Source organism: Escherichia sp. E14V7 (assembly GCF_004212225.1).
Lineage (GTDB): Bacteria > Pseudomonadota > Gammaproteobacteria > Enterobacterales > Enterobacteriaceae > Escherichia.
This window is the reverse complement of sequence record NZ_RHJJ01000006.1, coordinates 27,969-45,776: the sequence shown is the minus strand read 5'-3', so window position 1 is coordinate 45,776 and position 17,808 is coordinate 27,969. Positions and strand designations below refer to the sequence as shown.

16 protein-coding genes are annotated in these 17,808 nt (G+C 53.4%); 5 read left to right on the top strand and 11 right to left on the bottom strand.

All coding sequences use genetic code 11. The features are described from left to right. The first annotated feature begins 42 nt into the window (after positions 1 to 42). A complete protein-coding gene (gene plsB / locus D9741_RS07170) occupies positions 43 to 2,466 on the top strand; it encodes a glycerol-3-phosphate 1-O-acyltransferase PlsB (RefSeq protein ID WP_130218630.1) in 2,424 nt (807 codons plus the stop codon). Positions 2,467 to 2,618: 152 nt separating this feature from the next. Here plsB and ubiA read toward each other — a convergent pair whose 3' ends face one another. The 5 genes from ubiA to malK form a co-directional block, all read right to left on the bottom strand. Next, on the bottom strand, positions 2,619 to 3,491 hold the full coding sequence (gene ubiA, locus D9741_RS07165; protein ID WP_130218586.1) for a 4-hydroxybenzoate octaprenyltransferase: 873 nt from the start codon (positions 3,489 to 3,491) through the stop codon (positions 2,619 to 2,621). Between the two features lie 12 nt (positions 3,492 to 3,503). Continuing rightward, complete coding sequence (ubiC, locus tag D9741_RS07160; protein WP_064525550.1) at positions 3,504 to 4,001, bottom strand: chorismate lyase; 498 nt, start codon at positions 3,999 to 4,001, stop codon at positions 3,504 to 3,506. 178 nt (positions 4,002 to 4,179) lie between these two features. After that, positions 4,180 to 5,100: a maltose operon protein MalM gene (gene malM, locus D9741_RS07155; RefSeq protein WP_130218588.1), complete on the bottom strand. Its 921-nt coding sequence runs from the start codon at positions 5,098 to 5,100 to the stop codon at positions 4,180 to 4,182. A gap of 514 nt (positions 5,101 to 5,614) precedes the next feature. Continuing rightward, positions 5,615 to 6,955 carry a maltoporin LamB gene (gene lamB / locus D9741_RS07150; protein ID WP_130205783.1) on the bottom strand — a complete coding sequence of 447 codons (1,341 nt, stop codon included), beginning with the start codon at positions 6,953 to 6,955 and terminating at the stop codon, positions 5,615 to 5,617. 71 nt (positions 6,956 to 7,026) lie between these two features. After that, positions 7,027 to 8,142, bottom strand: a complete 1,116-nt coding sequence (malK, locus tag D9741_RS07145) for a maltose/maltodextrin ABC transporter ATP-binding protein MalK (protein WP_130205781.1) — start codon at positions 8,140 to 8,142, stop codon at positions 7,027 to 7,029. Between the two features lie 364 nt (positions 8,143 to 8,506). On the opposite strand from malK, the gene malE reads away from it, so the two are divergent. The 3 genes from malE (at position 8,507) to malG (ending at position 12,759) form a co-directional block, all read left to right on the top strand. After that, the gene (gene malE / locus D9741_RS07140; RefSeq protein WP_130205779.1) at positions 8,507 to 9,697 is read left to right on the top strand and encodes a maltose/maltodextrin ABC transporter substrate-binding protein MalE; all 1,191 of its coding nucleotides are present in this window, start codon (positions 8,507 to 8,509) and stop codon (positions 9,695 to 9,697) included. A gap of 612 nt (positions 9,698 to 10,309) precedes the next feature. Beyond that, entirely contained in the window at positions 10,310 to 11,854 is a 1,545-nt protein-coding gene (malF, locus tag D9741_RS07135) for a maltose ABC transporter permease MalF (protein ID WP_130218590.1), read from the top strand. A 14-nt stretch (positions 11,855 to 11,868) separates the two neighbouring features. Continuing rightward, positions 11,869 to 12,759, top strand: coding sequence for a maltose ABC transporter permease MalG (gene malG, locus D9741_RS07130; protein WP_130218592.1), 891 nt, complete (start codon positions 11,869 to 11,871; stop codon positions 12,757 to 12,759). 94 nt (positions 12,760 to 12,853) lie between these two features. Here the strand turns inward: malG and psiE are convergent, their stop codons facing one another. After that, positions 12,854 to 13,264, bottom strand: coding sequence for a phosphate-starvation-inducible protein PsiE (psiE, locus tag D9741_RS07125; RefSeq protein ID WP_000202902.1), 411 nt, complete (start codon positions 13,262 to 13,264; stop codon positions 12,854 to 12,856). Positions 13,265 to 13,388: 124 nt separating this feature from the next. Continuing rightward, positions 13,389 to 13,532 carry a hypothetical protein gene (locus D9741_RS23340; RefSeq protein WP_165383441.1) on the bottom strand — a complete coding sequence of 48 codons (144 nt, stop codon included), beginning with the start codon at positions 13,530 to 13,532 and terminating at the stop codon, positions 13,389 to 13,391. Between D9741_RS23340 and D9741_RS07115 the strand changes: the two genes are divergently transcribed. Further along, complete coding sequence (locus D9741_RS07115; protein ID WP_024212568.1) at positions 13,533 to 13,811, top strand: hypothetical protein; 279 nt, start codon at positions 13,533 to 13,535, stop codon at positions 13,809 to 13,811. A 46-nt stretch (positions 13,812 to 13,857) separates the two neighbouring features. On the opposite strand, the gene D9741_RS07110 is transcribed toward D9741_RS07115, so the two are convergent. The 4 genes from D9741_RS07110 to yjbE form a co-directional block, all read right to left on the bottom strand. Further along, the gene (locus D9741_RS07110) at positions 13,858 to 15,954 is read right to left on the bottom strand and encodes a YjbH domain-containing protein (protein ID WP_130218596.1); all 2,097 of its coding nucleotides are present in this window, start codon (positions 15,952 to 15,954) and stop codon (positions 13,858 to 13,860) included. Beyond that, complete coding sequence (locus tag D9741_RS07105; protein WP_130218598.1) at positions 15,954 to 16,691, bottom strand: capsule biosynthesis GfcC family protein; 738 nt, start codon at positions 16,689 to 16,691, stop codon at positions 15,954 to 15,956. The genes D9741_RS07110 and D9741_RS07105 overlap by 1 nt, the downstream gene beginning before the upstream one ends. After that, positions 16,688 to 17,326 (bottom strand): YjbF family lipoprotein, encoded by a 639-nt coding sequence (locus tag D9741_RS07100; protein WP_130218600.1) that lies wholly within the window; start codon positions 17,324 to 17,326, stop codon positions 16,688 to 16,690. The genes D9741_RS07105 and D9741_RS07100 overlap by 4 nt, the downstream gene beginning before the upstream one ends. A gap of 91 nt (positions 17,327 to 17,417) precedes the next feature. Then, the gene (yjbE, locus tag D9741_RS07095) at positions 17,418 to 17,660 is read right to left on the bottom strand and encodes an exopolysaccharide production protein YjbE (RefSeq protein ID WP_000757333.1); all 243 of its coding nucleotides are present in this window, start codon (positions 17,658 to 17,660) and stop codon (positions 17,418 to 17,420) included. Positions 17,661 to 17,808: the final 148 nt, after the last annotated feature.

The following is a 17,808-nucleotide window of genomic DNA, read 5'->3' as shown; positions in this document are numbered from 1 at the left end:
TCCCGCGCATTTGCATTATTAACCAGAGGCTTTACATCGTTTATGTCCGGCTGGCCACGAATTTACTACAAATTACTGAATTTACCATTAAGCATCCTGGTAAAAAGCAAGTCTATTCCGGCAGATCCTGCCCCGGAACTGGGACTGGATACCTCTCGTCCAATTATGTACGTTTTACCGTACAACTCAAAAGCGGATTTGCTGACGTTGCGCGCCCAGTGCCTGGCGCACGACCTGCCTGACCCATTAGAGCCGCTGGAAATAGACGGCACGCTACTGCCGCGCTATGTGTTTATTCATGGCGGGCCGCGTGTTTTCACCTATTACACACCGAAAGAAGAGTCTATTAAGCTTTTCCACGACTATCTCGATCTGCACCGCAGCAACCCAAATCTGGATGTGCAGATGGTGCCAGTATCGGTGATGTTTGGTCGTGCGCCGGGGCGTGAAAAAGGTGAAGTTAACCCGCCACTGCGCATGCTCAACGGCGTACAGAAATTTTTCGCCGTGCTATGGCTCGGTCGCGACAGTTTTGTGCGTTTCTCGCCGTCAGTTTCGCTGCGCCGTATGGCGGATGAACACGGCACGGATAAAACCATCGCCCAAAAACTGGCACGCGTGGCGCGTATGCACTTTGCCCGCCAGCGTCTGGCTGCCGTAGGGCCGCGCCTGCCAGCTCGTCAGGATCTGTTTAACAAACTGCTCGCCTCCCGCGCCATTGCCAAAGCGGTAGAAGATGAAGCGCGCAGCAAAAAAATCTCCCATGAAAAAGCGCAGCAGAATGCCATTGCACTGATGGAAGAGATTGCGGCGAACTTCTCTTACGAGATGATCCGCCTGACTGACCGCATTCTGGGCTTCACCTGGAACCGACTTTACCAGGGCATCAACGTCCATAATGCCGAGCGCGTTCGCCAGCTGGCCCACGACGGTCATGAGCTGGTGTATGTGCCTTGCCACCGCAGTCACATGGACTACCTGCTGCTTTCTTACGTGCTGTATCACCAGGGGCTGGTGCCGCCGCATATCGCCGCCGGGATCAACCTGAATTTCTGGCCTGCCGGGCCGATTTTCCGCCGTCTGGGTGCATTCTTTATTCGCCGCACGTTTAAAGGCAATAAACTCTATTCCACGGTTTTCCGTGAGTATCTCGGCGAACTGTTCAGCCGTGGTTATTCCGTCGAGTACTTTGTGGAAGGCGGTCGTTCGCGTACAGGCCGTTTGCTGGACCCGAAAACCGGTACGCTGTCGATGACCATTCAGGCGATGCTGCGTGGCGGCACACGTCCGATTACGCTGATTCCGATCTACATCGGTTACGAGCACGTCATGGAAGTGGGTACTTACGCCAAAGAACTGCGCGGGGCAACGAAAGAGAAAGAGAGCCTGCTGCAGATGCTGCGCGGTTTAAGCAAGCTGCGTAATCTCGGTCAGGGCTATGTCAACTTCGGTGAACCAATGCCGTTGATGACCTACCTTAACCAGCACGTGCCAGACTGGCGTGAATCTATCGATCCCATCGAAGCGGTGCGTCCGGCCTGGTTAACGCCGACGGTCAATAACATTGCTGCCGATCTGATGGTACGCATTAACAACGCAGGCGCGGCAAACGCCATGAACCTGTGCTGTACTGCGCTTCTGGCGTCACGTCAGCGCTCACTCACCCGCGAGCAGTTAACCGAGCAACTCAACTGCTATCTGGATTTGATGCGCAACGTGCCTTACTCCACGGACTCTACCGTTCCTTCGGCCAGCGCCAGCGAGCTTATCGATCACGCGCTGCAAATGAACAAGTTTGAAGTTGAGAAGGATACTATCGGCGACATCATCATTCTGCCGCGCGAGCAAGCGGTGCTGATGACCTACTATCGCAACAACATTGCGCATATGTTGGTGCTGCCTTCGCTGATGGCGGCAATTGTCACCCAGCATCGCCACATCTCCCGCGACGTATTGATGGAGCACGTCAATGTGCTTTACCCAATGCTGAAAGCGGAGCTGTTCCTGCGCTGGGATCGCGACGAGTTGCCGGACGTTATTGATGCGCTGGCAAATGAGATGCAACGTCAGGGGCTGATTACACTGCAAAATGACGAGCTGCATATCAATCCGGCACATTCCCGCACGCTTCAGCTGCTGGCCGCAGGCGCGCGCGAAACGCTGCAACGTTATGCCATCACTTTCTGGCTGCTGAGCGCCAACCCGTCGATCAACCGCGGTACGCTGGAGAAAGAGAGCCGCACCGTGGCGCAACGTCTCTCCGTGCTGCACGGCATCAACGCACCGGAATTCTTCGACAAGGCGGTATTCAGTTCCCTGGTACTGACGCTGCGTGATGAAGGGTATATCAGCGACAGCGGCGACGCCGAACCGGCAGAAACGATGAAGGTCTATCAGTTGCTGGCGGAGTTGATTACGTCAGATGTACGTTTGACGATTGAGAGTGCGACGCAGGGTGAAGGGTAATTGGTGAGAGTTGCCGGATGTATCCGGCCTACCATGACTTGCAAATTCAATAAATTGCGATGTGTTATGTAGGCCTGATAAGCGCAGCGCATCAGGCAGCTTTTCCCAGAAAAAAAGCCGGATGACCATGACCATCCGGCTTTTTTACATCATCAGAAATGCCAGTAACTCATTGCCAGCCCTAAAAACAGCACCAGGCCAACATAGTTATTATTCATAAATGCTTTAAAGCAGGCTTCGCGCTCGCGGTTAGCAATCAGTTTTTGTTGATATACAAACAGCGCGCCCGCGACCAGAATTGACCAATAATATCCCCAGCCTAAGCCATTTAACTCGCCGATAATCGCCATCAGCACCAGCACGCCAATCTGCAAAATACCGATAATCAACTTATCGTATTGACCGAACAAGATAGCGGTGGACTTAATGCCAATCTTCACGTCATCGTCACGGTCGACCATCGCATATTGCGTGTCGTAAGCCACCGCCCACAGAATATTGGCAAGGAACATCAGCCAGCAGCTTAACGGCACCGATTCACTCACAGCGGCAAAAGCCATTGGAATCGACCAACCAAACGCCGCACCCAGCACCACTTGCGGTAAATGGGTATACCGCTTCATAAACGGGTACACCCACGCCAACGCCAGTCCGGCAATCGACAACAGAATGGTCATCGTGTTCAGTGTCAATACCAGTAAGAACGAAATCAGCACCAGCACCACAAATAGCGTTCGCGCCTCTTTCTCCGTAACCGCACCACTGGGAAGCGGTCGGTTTGCTGTGCGCTTCACATGGCCATCAAATTTACGGTCAGCATAGTCATTCACCACGCACCCGGCGGCGCGCATCAGCCAGACGCCTGCGACAAACACCGCCAGAACCCAGAGTTGGGGAACACCCGGTGTCGCCACCCACAGCGCCCACAACGTTGGCCAGAGCAGCAGTAACGCGCCAATTGGCTTATCCGTACGCATTAAGCGGTGAAACGCCAGCAGCTTATTTTGCGTCAGACTCCACTCCATATTTTTTTCCTCTTAGTACAACGGTGACGCCGGTAAAAATAGCTCGGTCAGCAGCAGTGGCTTACCGCTTAATCGCAGGCGGGAACGTCGCCCCCACAATCCGGCATCACGGCCTATCTCAATAAAGTCCCGGGTTAATGTCGATGATGTGAACAGATAGCGGCCTAACGGCGTTTTACCTAATTTTTGTAACGCCAGCTCGGGGCCACTTAACGTTGACACAGGAACGACGGTACGTCCGGCGAGCCAGGGTTCACCATCAGCACATAACAATATTTCTCGTAACCAGTAACGGGGCTCTTTCGGCAGCAGCGGTAATTCTTCGGGGATTTCATTCTGCTCGACAAACCCTTCGCGGATCATCGTTACGCTCACCGTTTTTCCCTGCTGTTCAAAACGTTTAGTCATGGAATCTTCCAGCAACAACCAGTCGAGCAGTTGCGGTTCCAGCGCAGGGATCTCTGCAAAATAGCGCAGCGCACGCAGTTGCGTTAACGCGGGGTGTGACATGCCGAACTCTCCGTTACATAACGTAAAGGCATTGTATCGCAGAAAAGCGATAACGGGAGATGTAAAGCATATTAAGTGATCTAATACGCAACAAAAACGCAACAATCACTGGGAGGGAGAAAAAAAGGTGCGCCCGAAGACGCACCAGTTGTTGCAAAATCAGCACTGTGGGACCTAATTATCCCTTGCCTTTTACACTGCTGATAAAGGTGGAACGGGCAGATGTCGATCCCAGACGTTCAGCTTCATCAAGCAGTTTTAACGCCTTATCAACATCACCTTTCGCAACAGCGTTTTTGATCGCGGTATTAAAATAACTTTCCGTGTCGTTGAGCATCGGTTCGCTTTTCTTCGCTGGCGCCGGAGCGGATGCAGCCACGGCTGGTGCCGCCGTGTTGCCTACCGTAACCGGAGCTGGGGCGGAAGAACCAAATAACGGTCCCACCAGCACACTGGAGCTGGAGTTGGTTTTCACTTTCAGTTTCAGTAAGCCATCGGTGGTATGACGAGCAACCGGGTCTGGAATATCAGGGATCGAGTTACCGACGCCTTTGGCATAGGCTTTTGCCGGGTCGAGTAGTTGCGTCGTCTGCTGGAGATCTTTTTCCGTGGTAAAGACCAGAACATACAGTTTTTGCTGCCCCAACGCTGGTGTCAGACGCATCACTCCTTCCAGACGATCTGCGCTCATGACGCCTGGTTCCTGGTAGGTGAAATAACTGCTGGGGAAGAAGGCTGATGGGGTCATGCTCTGATCAAGAATCAGCACGTTCGGCGCAAATACACTGGTTTGTTTGTTCACTTCGCTGGTCAGCGTAAGGGTCAGTTCGCCAATGTTTGCCGGAACGCTGTATGCCGCAACCGGACCACTGATACCAGGAACGTTCAACCGTTGGCCGCCAGTCGCTAACTGGGTAGTCTGAGTTTTGGATTGATCGACGGGTGTCCAGGTTAATTGTTGTAGCGCGGCAGATGGAATAGCTGGGGCGTCACTGGTGTTTTGCGGTACGTAGTTGACGTCGGCGAGGCTAATTCCAGGCGCGCTCGCCAGCAACCCTGCTGATAAACAGAGGGCGATGAGACTTTTATTCATTTTCATTGTTTTCACCTCAAAATCTGGAGTTCAGCGGTAGCCAGGCAATAGCGCGCTAAACCGATAATCAGAGGGGCTTGCGCCCCTTATAGATAATGACAACGTGTTTTTATGCCGGATGCGGCGTAAACGCCTTATCCGGCCTACATTCGGCAGCTGTTGTAGGCCTGATAAGACGCGACAGCGTCGCATCAGGCGTTGGTTGCCGGATGCGGCATGAACGCCTTATCCGGCCTACATTCGGCAACAGTTGTAGGCCTGATAAGATGCGACAGCGTCGCATCAGGCGCTGGTTGCCGGATGCGGTGCAAGCACCTTATCCGGCCTACATTCGGCAACAGTTGTAGGCCTGATAAGACGCTACAGCGTCGCATCAGGCGCTGGTTGCCGGATGCGGTGCAAGCACTTTATCCGGCCTACATTCGGCAGCAGTTGTAGGCCTGATAAGACGCGACAGCGTCGCATCAGGCGTTGGTTGCCGGATGCGGCGTGAACGCCTTATCCGGCCTACGCTTTGTTATTACCACCAGATTTCCATCTGGGCGCCGAAGGTCCACTCGTCGCTATCACCGCGACCGAAGCTACCGCCTTCGAAGCTCGCCGGAACGGCTTTACCGTAGTTCGGGTTGGAAGAGGAACTACCGTTGTAGTCATAGCCCCATTTCTCATCCCACTTGGCGTAGGTCGCGAAGACACGAATAGCCGGACGTGACCAGATGCTGTCGCCAGCCTGCCATTGTTGTGCGAGGGTAATTTTGTACTGATTGTTCTTGTCGCCAGTGCGCTGGGATTCGACGTTGTCGTAGCCGATCTCCATCAAGGTGCTCATGATTGGCGTCCACTTGTACATCGGGCGAATACCGACGGTCCACCACTTGGTGCCGTTATCGTTATCCCAGTTGATGTCCTGATACATCCCCACGTACATCATGTCCCAGTTGTCGCCCATCGAGATCGCACCGTGATCAAGAATACGCAGCATGTGACCGTTGTTGTTGATGTTGTAGGCAAAGTGTTCGTTATCAAACGCGACGCCAGAGCCCTGCGACAGACCTTTACCCTGCGAGGTCATCGAATCAGTTGCGTACTGAACAACAAACTTGTTGAAGCCCTTCAGGATGCTCTGAGTATGTTCAGCAGTGAATAACCAACCGTCTTTCGATGCGCCATCAACCAGACGATAGTTATCACGCAGGTTAGCGCGACCGTAGTCGACACCCAGTTCTAAGGTTCCGCCTGGGTTGATTTCCATCTGCGCTAAACGCACGTCGAAGACATCGTTCGCGGTTTCGTTGGTGTAGTCATAGATATTGTTGCTGGCGAAAGAAGAAGAACCACCAGCTTCAGAAGAGCGGGTTGCTGCCAGAGAGAGCTTACCGAAGCCAACATCGATGTTTTCCAGACCGGCACCAGGACCAGAAATATCCCAGTAGTAGAAGTCGATCATATGAACGTCATGACGTTGATAGAAACGCTTACCCGCCCAGATGGTGGAACCTGGCAGCCATTCAATCAGGTTTTTACCCTGCACGTTCGCTTCACGGAAGGCCGGATCGGTAGCTTCCCAGTCATTCTGTTGTGCTACGGAATAGGCCACGTTAGTGTCGAAATAGAAGCTCTTATCGCCCTCTTTCCACACTTCCTGACCCAATTTTAATTCAGCATAAGTTTCACATTCGTTGCCAAGACGGTATTTACTTTGAGCACCAGTGGTCTGGAAACACTGTTGTTCACCGCCACTCCCTGTCCAGCCGATACCGGAACGAGCGTAACCGTGGAAATCCACAGCCATTGCCTGAGCAGACATTACGCCCGCTGCGACGGCAACCGCCAGAGGAAGTTTGCGCAGAGTAATCATCATTCTATCTCCTGAGTCATTGCTTTTCTTTTTTCACATCACCTGTCACAGGTTTTGTGTCTTTTGTAGGGTGCTTAAACGCCCGGCTCCTGATGCAGTCGACGACACGCAGTGCCATCTTCACGGAACAGATGGCAACGCTCTGGCGGCAGGCCGATAGCGAATGTGGCACCTTCTTCTACCAACACTACGTCAGACTGGCGGTACACCAGGTTTTGACGAATGGAAGGGATCTGGATATGAATTTGGGTTTCGTTGCCGAGTTGCTCGACGACCTGAACTTCACCTTCAAGGATGACGTCGGCGATATCACTTGGCAGTAGATGTTCCGGGCGAATGCCCAGTGACATGTTGGCTCCGACCTGAACGTTGTGGCTTTCAACCGGAAGCCAGACTTGCTGGAGGTTTGGCATCGGCAGCTCAACCTGAACTTGATCGATTGCAACGGCGGTCACTTTTACCGGCAAGAAGTTCATTTTCGGCGAACCAATAAAACCAGCGACAAAGCGGTCCGCCGGATAGTGATACAGTTCGAGGGGTTTCCCGACCTGCGCCACGCGCCCGGCATCCAGCACCACGATTTTATCGGCCAGCGTCATCGCCTCGACCTGATCGTGGGTGACGTAAATCATCGTGCGGCCCAGACGTTTATGCAGGCGGGAGATTTCGATACGCATCTGCACACGCAGCGCAGCGTCAAGGTTGGATAGCGGTTCATCAAGTAAAAACACGCTTGGCTCTGCCACCAGCGTTCGACCAATCGCCACTCGCTGACGCTGCCCGCCGGAGAGTGCCTTCGGTTTGCGATCAAGCAAGTGCGCCAGTTGCAGTACTTCCGCCACCTGGTTAACGCGCTGGTTGATCACCTCTTTCTTCGCGCCCGCCAGTTTCAGGCCAAAGGACATGTTTTCTGCCACTGACAGATGGGGATAGAGCGCATAGGACTGGAACACCATGCCGACGCCGCGTTCTGCTGGCGGGGTATCGTTCATTCGTTTCTCACCGATGAACAGGTCGCCGCTGGTGATCGTCTCAAGACCGGCAATCATGCGCAGTAACGTTGATTTACCGCAGCCAGATGGCCCGACAAACACCACGAACTCACCTTCGTGGATCTCGAGGTTGATATCTTTCGATACCACCACATCCCCCCAGGCCTTCGTTACATTTTGCAGCTGTACGCTCGCCATGCCCTTCTCCCTTCGTTACAACCTGTCATCGACAGCAACATTCATGATGCGGTGACTATGCTTGATCGACAGATAGCTTAAATCCTCCACCCCCAGGCTTTTTTATGGGGGAGGAGGCGGGAGGATGAGAAGGTGGTGTCTGCGTACTAATCCGAAGGAAAGTAAGGAAATTCGTGATGTTGCTTGCAAAAAACATGGCGATTTTGTGTGCGCCCTCCCGCAATACTGCCGTTTCTGCGACATGGATCACACAAAACGAAGGTGGGGCGTAGGGGCAAGGAGGATGGAAAGAGGTTGCCGTATAAAGAAACTAGAGTCCGTTTAGGCGTTTTCACAAGCACTTCACCAACAAGGACCAGAGATTATGAAAATAAAAACAGGTGCACGCATCCTCGCATTATCTGTTTTAACGACGATGATGTTTTCCGCCTCGGCTCTCGCCAAAATAGAAGAAGGTAAGCTGGTAATCTGGATCAACGGCGATAAAGGCTACAACGGCCTCGCTGAAGTCGGTAAAAAATTCGAGAAAGATACCGGAATTAAAGTCACCGTTGAGCACCCGGATAAACTGGAAGAGAAATTCCCCCAGGTTGCGGCAACTGGCGATGGTCCGGACATCATCTTCTGGGCGCACGACCGCTTTGGCGGCTATGCCCAGTCTGGTCTGTTAGCTGAAATCTCTCCGGACAAAGCGCTCCAGGACAAGATTTATCCGTTCACCTGGGATGCCGTGCGTTTTAACGGCAAACTCATTGCTTACCCGGTTGCAGTTGAAGCGTTATCGCTGATTTATAACAAAGATCTGTTGCCGAACCCGCCAAAAACCTGGGAAGAGATCCCGGCGCTGGATAAAGAACTAAAAGCGAAAGGTAAGAGCGCGCTGATGTTCAACCTGCAAGAACCGTACTTTACCTGGCCGCTGATTGCTGCCGACGGTGGTTATGCGTTCAAGTATGAAAACGACAAATACAACGTGAAAGACGTTGGCGTGGATAACGCTGGCGCGAAAGCGGGTCTGACCTTCCTGGTTGATCTGATTAAAAACAAACACATGAATGCGGATACTGACTACTCCATTGCAGAGGCAGCCTTTAACAAAGGTGAAACTGCGATGACCATTAATGGTCCGTGGGCATGGTCTAACATCGACACCAGCAAAGTGAACTACGGTGTGACGATGCTGCCAACCTTCAAGGGACAACCGTCCAAACCGTTCGTTGGCGTGCTGAGCGCAGGCATTAACGCGGCCAGTCCGAACAAAGAGCTGGCGAAAGAGTTCCTCGAAAACTACCTGCTGACCGACGAAGGTCTGGAAGCGGTGAATAAAGACAAACCGCTGGGTGCCGTGGCGCTGAAGTCTTACCAGGATCAGCTGGCGAAAGATCAACGTATCGCCGCCACTATGGATAACGCCAAGAACGGTGAAATCATGCCGAACATCCCGCAGATGTCCGCCTTCTGGTATGCCGTGCGTACCGCAGTAATCAACGCAGCCAGTGGTCGTCAGACCGTTGATGCCGCGCTGAAAGATGCACAGGGTCGTATCACTAAGTAATGCTTGAAATGCCGGATGCGGCGTGAACGCCTTATCCGGCCTACGAAGCCGAAACGTATGTAGGCCTGATAAGACGCGTCAGCGTCGCATCAGGCAGTTGTTGCCGGATGCGGCGTGAACGCCTTATCCGGCCTACGAAGCCGAAACGTATGTAGGCCTGATAAGACGCACCAGCGTCGCATCAGGCAGTTGTTGCCGGATGCGGCGTAAACGCCTTATCCGGCCTACGAAAACGAAACGTATGTAGGCCTGATAAGACGCGTCAGCGTCGCATCAGGCAGTTGTTGCCGGATGCGGCGTAAACGCCTTATCCGGCCTACGAAGCCGAAACGTATGTAGGCCTGATTAGACGCGTCAGCGTCGCATCAGGCAGTTGTTGCCGGATGCGGCGTGAACGCCTTATCCGGCCTACGAAGCCGAAACGTATGTAGGCCTGATAAGACGCACCTGCGTCGCATCAGGCAGTTGTTGCCGGATGCGGCGTGAACGCCTTATCCGGCCTACGAAGCCGAAACGTATGTAGGCCTGATAAGACGCGTCAGCGTCGCATCAGGCAGTTGTTGCCGGATGCGGCGTAAACGCCTTATCTGTCCTGGAATGAGGAAGAACCCCATGGATGTCATTAAAAAGAAACATTGGTGGCAAAGCGACGCGCTGAAATGGTCAGTGTTAGGTCTGCTCGGCCTGCTGGTGGGTTACCTTGTTGTTTTAATGTACGCACAAGGGGAATACCTGTTCGCCATTACCACGCTGATTTTGAGCTCAGCGGGGCTCTATATTTTCGCCAATCGTAAAGCCTACGCCTGGCGCTATGTCTACCCGGGAATGGCCGGGATGGGGCTATTCGTCCTCTTCCCTCTGGTCTGCACCATCGCCATCGCCTTCACCAACTACAGCAGCACCAACCAGCTTACCTTTGAACGCGCTCAGGAAGTTCTGTTGGACCGCGCCTGGCAGGCAGGGAAAACCTATAACTTTGGTCTTTATCCCGCGGGTGATGAGTGGCAACTGGCGCTCACCGACGGCGAAACCGGCAAAAATTATCTCTCAGACGCTTTCAAATTTGGCGGCGAGCAAAAACTGCAACTGAAAGAAACGGCCACGCAGCCTGAAGGCGAGCGCGCGAATCTGCGCGTGATTACCCAGAATCGTCAAGCCCTGAGCAACATTACCGCCATTCTGCCGGATGGCAACAAAGTGATGATGAGCTCCCTGCGCCAGTTCTCCGGCACTCAGCCGCTGTACACATTAGGCGATGACGGTACGCTGACCAATAACCAGAGTGGCATAAAATATCGTCCAAACGACCAGATTGGTTTTTACCAGTCCATCACTGCTGACGGCAACTGGGGTGACGATAAACTCAGTCCGGGTTATACCGTGACTACTGGCTGGAAAAACTTTACCCGCGTCTTCACCGATGAAGGGATCCAAAAACCGTTCCTTGCAATTTTCGTCTGGACCGTAGTGTTCTCACTTATCACCGTCTTTTTAACGGTGGCGGTCGGCATGGTGCTGGCGTGTCTGGTGCAGTGGGAAGCGTTGCGCGGCAAAGCTGTCTATCGCGTCCTGCTGATTCTGCCCTACGCGGTGCCATCGTTTATTTCAATTTTGATTTTCAAAGGATTGTTCAACCAGAGCTTTGGTGAAATCAACATGATGTTGAGCGCGCTGTTTGGTGTGAAGCCCGCCTGGTTCAGCGATCCAACCACCGCCAGAACGATGCTGATTATCGTCAACACCTGGCTGGGTTATCCATACATGATGATCCTCTGCATGGGCTTGCTGAAAGCGATTCCGGACGATCTGTATGAAGCCTCAGCGATGGATGGCGCAGGTCCATTCCAGAACTTCTTCAAGATTACGCTACCGCTGCTGATTAAGCCGCTGACGCCGCTAATGATCGCCAGCTTTGCCTTTAACTTTAACAACTTCGTGCTGATTCAACTGTTAACCAACGGCGGCCCGGATCGTCTTGGCACGACCACGCCAGCCGGTTATACCGACCTGCTCGTTAACTACACCTACCGTATCGCTTTTGAAGGCGGCGGGGGTCAGGACTTCGGTCTGGCGGCAGCAATTGCCACGCTGATCTTCCTGCTGGTGGGTGCGCTGGCGATAGTGAACCTGAAAGCCACGCGAATGAAGTTTGATTAAGGGAGATAACAAAAATGGCAATGGTCCAACCGAAATCGCAAAAAGCACGTTTGTTTATTACTCACCTGCTACTACTACTTTTTATCGCGGCGATTATGTTCCCGCTGCTGATGGTCGTCGCCATCTCGCTGCGCCATGGGAACTTCGCGACCGGTAGCCTGATCCCGGAGCAAATCTCGTGGGATCACTGGAAACTGGCGTTAGGTTTTAGCGTTGAACAGGCGGATGGCCGCATTACGCCACCACCATTCCCGGTACTGCTGTGGCTGTGGAACTCGGTAAAGGTCGCCGGTATTTCCGCGATTGGTATTGTGGCGCTCTCCACCACCTGCGCTTATGCCTTCGCCCGTATGCGCTTCCCTGGCAAAGCGACGCTGCTGAAAGGAATGCTGATTTTCCAGATGTTCCCGGCGGTACTCTCACTGGTGGCGTTGTATGCGTTGTTTGACCGTTTGGGCGAGTACATTCCGTTTATCGGTCTGAATACCCACGGCGGCGTTATCTTTGCTTACCTGGGCGGGATTGCGCTGCACGTCTGGACGATTAAAGGTTATTTCGAAACCATCGATAGCTCGCTGGAAGAAGCGGCGGCGCTGGATGGTGCGACACCGTGGCAGGCTTTCCGCCTTGTCCTGTTGCCATTATCTGTACCGATTCTGGCGGTGGTGTTCATCCTGTCGTTTATCGCTGCCATTACCGAAGTTCCGGTCGCGTCGTTGTTACTGCGTGACGTGAACAGTTACACCCTGGCCGTGGGGATGCAGCAATACCTTAACCCGCAAAACTACCTGTGGGGTGACTTTGCCGCCGCTGCCGTGATGTCTGCATTACCAATCACCATCGTCTTCTTGCTGGCTCAACGCTGGTTGGTTAACGGCCTGACGGCAGGTGGTGTGAAAGGTTAAAGATGTTGTTCTGCCAATGTTATGCCGCTAGACCCTCAACTTACGTTATCCTAACTTGTGACTGTTATTCGGCGCTCTTCGGAGCGCCTCTTTTTTACTCCCGCTTCAGCCGTTTCGAATTACACAGCCACAGGGTGATCACCAGTAACAGGATCGCTGCTGAGTAGATCAACACATCCAGTGGCGATTTATGATCGACGATGATCAAGCGCACAATGGCGGTGATCCCGATATAGACAAAGTAACGTAGCGGGAAGTGAAAACCGGACTGAAAGTACTTCACAATCAGCGCGATAAATTCGAAATAGAGAAAGTAAACCACCAGTCCTTCCACCAGCTCATATTTACTGGTTTGTTCTGGCGCGAACAGCACATCAGCCAGATGCACCGTTTCTTTGCCGAGGAAGACAACCAAAATCAGGCCGAGGCACAACAGGCCAAGATTGAGTACGGTCTGCAAAATGGTGGAGATAAACTCCACGCGCGGACGAGAGAGTGACGTCATAGCAGTACCTCCTTCACAGTGGCGAGCTTCCTGTATAACGCAAAAATGTGACGGAGATCTATATTTTTTGTGTATGTTTTGTTCACCCTGGATTTGGGGGGGCGCCCACCAACGCCGGATGCGCCTACCCGTAGGCCGGATAAGCCGCGCCTGGCGGCGCATCCGGCAAGGCAAACCACACCAAAGCCGGTAATGCAAAAATCACCCATTCAGGTGATTCCCAGCCACCAGCAATGCGCGAAAAATCGACAATGTTCCTCTGGAACAAATGAAACGTAACCTGATAAAGGTGGTAAAAATGAAGCCTTATTTTGCTGCTTTGTTGTTATCAGTCTCTGTTCTTCCTGCTTATGCTGGTCCGCTCGGCACTGCTGATAAAGCCGACCTACCGCAAAGCAATGTCTCCAGCCCAATGATGGCCCAGTCGCTCAGGCAACCAGACCTGCAACCGATATCGACGGACAGGAAGACAGAATGTTTTCGCCTTTACACACCAGATCGCAAACCGGGGGTGAACTGCGTTCCTGATGGCTCAACAGGCCATTAAGAATGAGGGTGCCAGTGATTGCGAAAACTGGCACCTTTCCGATGACTTAGCGGAAATTCACGCTACGGTCGCTGGTCATATCATACAACTGGAACTTACGCCCAAGTTGCTGACCCCCGTCACGCGTCAGCGGCGTCCAGCCAATTGCCGCACGGCTGCGTGTCGGGCCAGACGAGAAGAGATCCAGCGGTACAGAGACATACACGCCTTTGGTGAAGTCCCCTTCGCCGTACTCCTCTTTCGAAACATTAGTGATCGTGGCATAGCCGCCAACCACCACGCCGCTGTCAAAGCGTTTGGCTATTTCCAGCGTGCCGCCTTTATCCCCTGCCAGATACTGTCCGACGCTCGCTTTCACTAACACATCCTGAGCAAAAGATGGCGTCCAGTATGCGGTCAGATGTCCGGTTTTCACGCTGTAGTCGGTGAATTTCATCATATCTTTTGCGCTACGCCAGTCGCGCTGTTTAACGTAGTTGGCATCCAGACCAAACGCCCAGTTGCTGTCCAGCGGGCGATACAACACTTCTGCCCCCGCACCGCCAAACATGGTTTCGAGATAACCTCCGTAGACCTGACCGTAGAAGCCGTTGCCCAGATGCTGGAAGTAGTTGGCTTGCAGGTTATTCACATAGACATCGTTCTGCACATACTCGCGCACATGGGTACGAACGCGCGGTAAGTGCGAGTCCTGCGGTGGATTGGTGTAGTTAAACTTGTCGTAGTTGTTAGCCAGGTTAGCAAACAGGCTGCCGGTGGTCAGCAGATGGTCCGTCAGCCACAAATCTGCCGTTCCCATCACGCCCAGCTGATACATGTAAAAGTTTTCCGGGCCACCGACCGACTGGTTCAACACCGGATCAATATGGAAATCAAAGCGTGATTTGTCGATATACCAGCCCTGCTCGGTGGACTTCGGAACCACTGGCTCGACGCGTTTTTGCGCCAGCGTCGTTTCGTGGCCCAACGGCTCTCCGGCGAGATGATTTTTCAGGCTGGCGACATCGGTTTCCGTCGTCACCTGCGGCATGTTAAGGCGGCTTTCCGTGATACGGATCGTTTTGATCCCATCCGGCAGATCGTTCATCACGATCCGATTGGCGCGGATGATCCCTTCGCGCGAATCACGATATTTCACTTGCTCGCCGGTGACATACAGCGTATCGCCTTTCGCCTGGATCTGCGGATCGGCAAGTCCGGCGTTGTATTTCAACAGCGTTAACTGATTCGCCACCACCGAATGCTGCAAAATGGCATCCTGCGGCTGCGGTTGATATTGCGGGCGGGTGTTATCGTTGTACGAAGGACGTAGATCGTTAAAGTTGGTGCGCAGCGTGACGCCAAACATAAAGGTGTTACCACGTTCATAGCTAAGGTTAACGTCGGCCCAATCGGTAACGCGATAAATCGCACCGACGTTAAACTTACTTTTTTGCTCCAGCTTCCCGGCAAAATCCTGCTGATAATTATTGCCCTCATACTCCAGTTTCAGGCGCAGCGGTTGCCAGGGCGTCTGGTATTCCACGCCGCCAAACAGTGAGGCAGGACCGTGGAACATCTGGCTGCCGTCGATAGATCCCGCCTGTTTGTAGCTGTTATCGCGATAGCAATATTTATCACTGGCTGAACAGAGCGGATTTTTCACGTTACCGCTGGTGCCCAGATATCCCCAGCCCAGACCGAGCGTAAAATCGAACGGCCCCCAGGCTTTGCTGGCGACAAGATATTCTGCATCGAACAGCCCCGTACCGCCGATATCCCGCGCGCCAACCGCCACTTGCGGCATCCAGTAACTCTCTTCCCACAAACGCAGTTTGAGATCGAAGGCTTTATCTTTATACGTTTGATCACCAGAGAACGCTTCGACGCTGCTGTACTGCCGGGTGCGCACGTCGGTGTAGCGCAGCGTTGTTTCCAGCCACGGGAAGAGTTGCACGGAAGCTGAGTAATAGCGGTACTGATCGTTATCGCGATAGTTCAGGCTCAACTCCCCTTCCCGCGCCATGCGGGCGGTGGGCGTTTGTAACAGTCCTACGCCACCGAAATCCGATTGCGACGGGCCAATGGGCGCAGGATACGTTTCGCCGTAGCAAGCCGTGCTAATGCCCAGCGCCAGTAAGCTAAGCAGATGTCTTTTTTTCATTATTGGGGTATCCGCTGCGTCAGGGTCTGAAGAATGTCTGCGTTAAGGGCGTCGGGCGTCTTACTCCAGACAGAGTCCGCGAGGCCAACATAAATAATGCTGCCGGGCATTGGCTCTACGTGACGCTTGTTCCAGTAAGCCACCGGCGCTTTTTGCGTGCGTCCGTCCGGGTAAACCACCCACGCGTAGCTGCGATCCGCACCGCTAAGCAGACTTTGCCCGGAGAGATAGCTCGCCACGTCGCGACCGGGAGTGAATGGCTGCTTGCCAGGATGGCTGATAAGCCCGAACAACGTGACCGTTGACGGCGGCGGTCCGACCCACAGCGTGTAGTTGCCCTGCAACGGCGGGTTACCGCGTTCGGCAACGCGCACGATATCAGGATCAAGATTGATTTTTTGTCTGCCCGTCACTTTCAACGCCTGAATTTGCTGGCGTAAGGCGTTAATGGCGGCGGCATCGTCAGCGCTGGAATCTACGGCCTGTTCTGCCAGCCGTGTCAGCAACGCCTGCTGCTGACGCAATGCTGCCGCCGTTGCCAGCTCTTCGCTAATCACCGCACCTGGCCACCAGCTGTTTGCCAGTCGAGATTGGCCTACCAGATCGATTAAATGCTCCGCGCCCGTCAGCGTTTTGGCCTCACTACTACCATTGCTGAACACCTTGACGGTTCCTGCCGCAAAGACCGATGACGCCCCCACACTCAAAAGCAACGCGACAATAGTTTGTTTAATCATTGTCTTGCCGCCTTGATGAGGGTGGTTTTCACCGGGAAATAATCCGCGCCGAGATACTGTTCCGACTGGCGAATTTGCCCTTCGCTGTCGATCCAGTAGCGGTTATGCCAGCGCGCCTGGTCGGTGGAGACTTCTTCGTCCAGCACGCGAACCGGGGTTTCATCGCTGCCGACTTTGACGGTATCGGTGCCATCCCATTTGAAGACTGAGCGTGCGGTGGCGTAGCGTACCTGCTGGTACTCGGTCCAGCCCATCGTGCGCGTCCAGGTTGCGCCATCAACGATTTGTGCGGGTTTGATCAGCGGGTCAGTGGCAAGGTTATTCACTTCAATCAGGTTGTCGCCGCCAAGCAAAGTCTTCACCAGACGACCATGTTGTGTGACGAGAGTGGCCTGATCCTGAGTGACCCATTTTTGTTGTCCGTCTTCAGCGAAGGCCAGCACCACAAACAATTGCGGCCCGCCATTAAGCTGCATGTACTGGCTGGCGTAGGGCATATTTTGAATATCATCGTCCGTCAGCTGTACGCCTGGCGTGCCGAACAGACTGTCCCACAGTGAATTGCCCAGCTCTTTAGTCGTGGCTGAACAGGCCTGTAATAACAGGCAGATAAGAATGAGTGCAGGTCGCTTCACGACTCTTCTCCAGAGGGGCAGAATAACCACACCGGAGTGTGGTTATGGTTAATCCCCGCCATACTGAATTATTTTGGGGATACATACGTTATTACTGGGTACTGGTGGTCGTGGTTGTGGTGGTCCCGGTATTAGAACCATCACCGCCACCGGTTGCCGCGAGCGCGACACCCACCGCCGAGCTTACGGTGCTAACGCTGGTCGCGGAGGAACTACCCGCCGAAACCGACGTTGCTGCCGATCCTGCCGCTTCGCCCACCTGTACAGGTGCAGCCCACGCAGAAGTCGCCGCAAGCGCAGATATGGCAAAAATGCCATACAGAACTTTTTTCATAACAATTTCCCTTCATTGAATGAATGGAGATTTACCCAAAAACATTTCGGGCGGGATCGAGTATACACAACTAAAGCATGCGAATTACGGCGCGGGGAATTAGCAATGGGGTTTTAGGATAATTGGAATGAATATCAAATATAAGCTT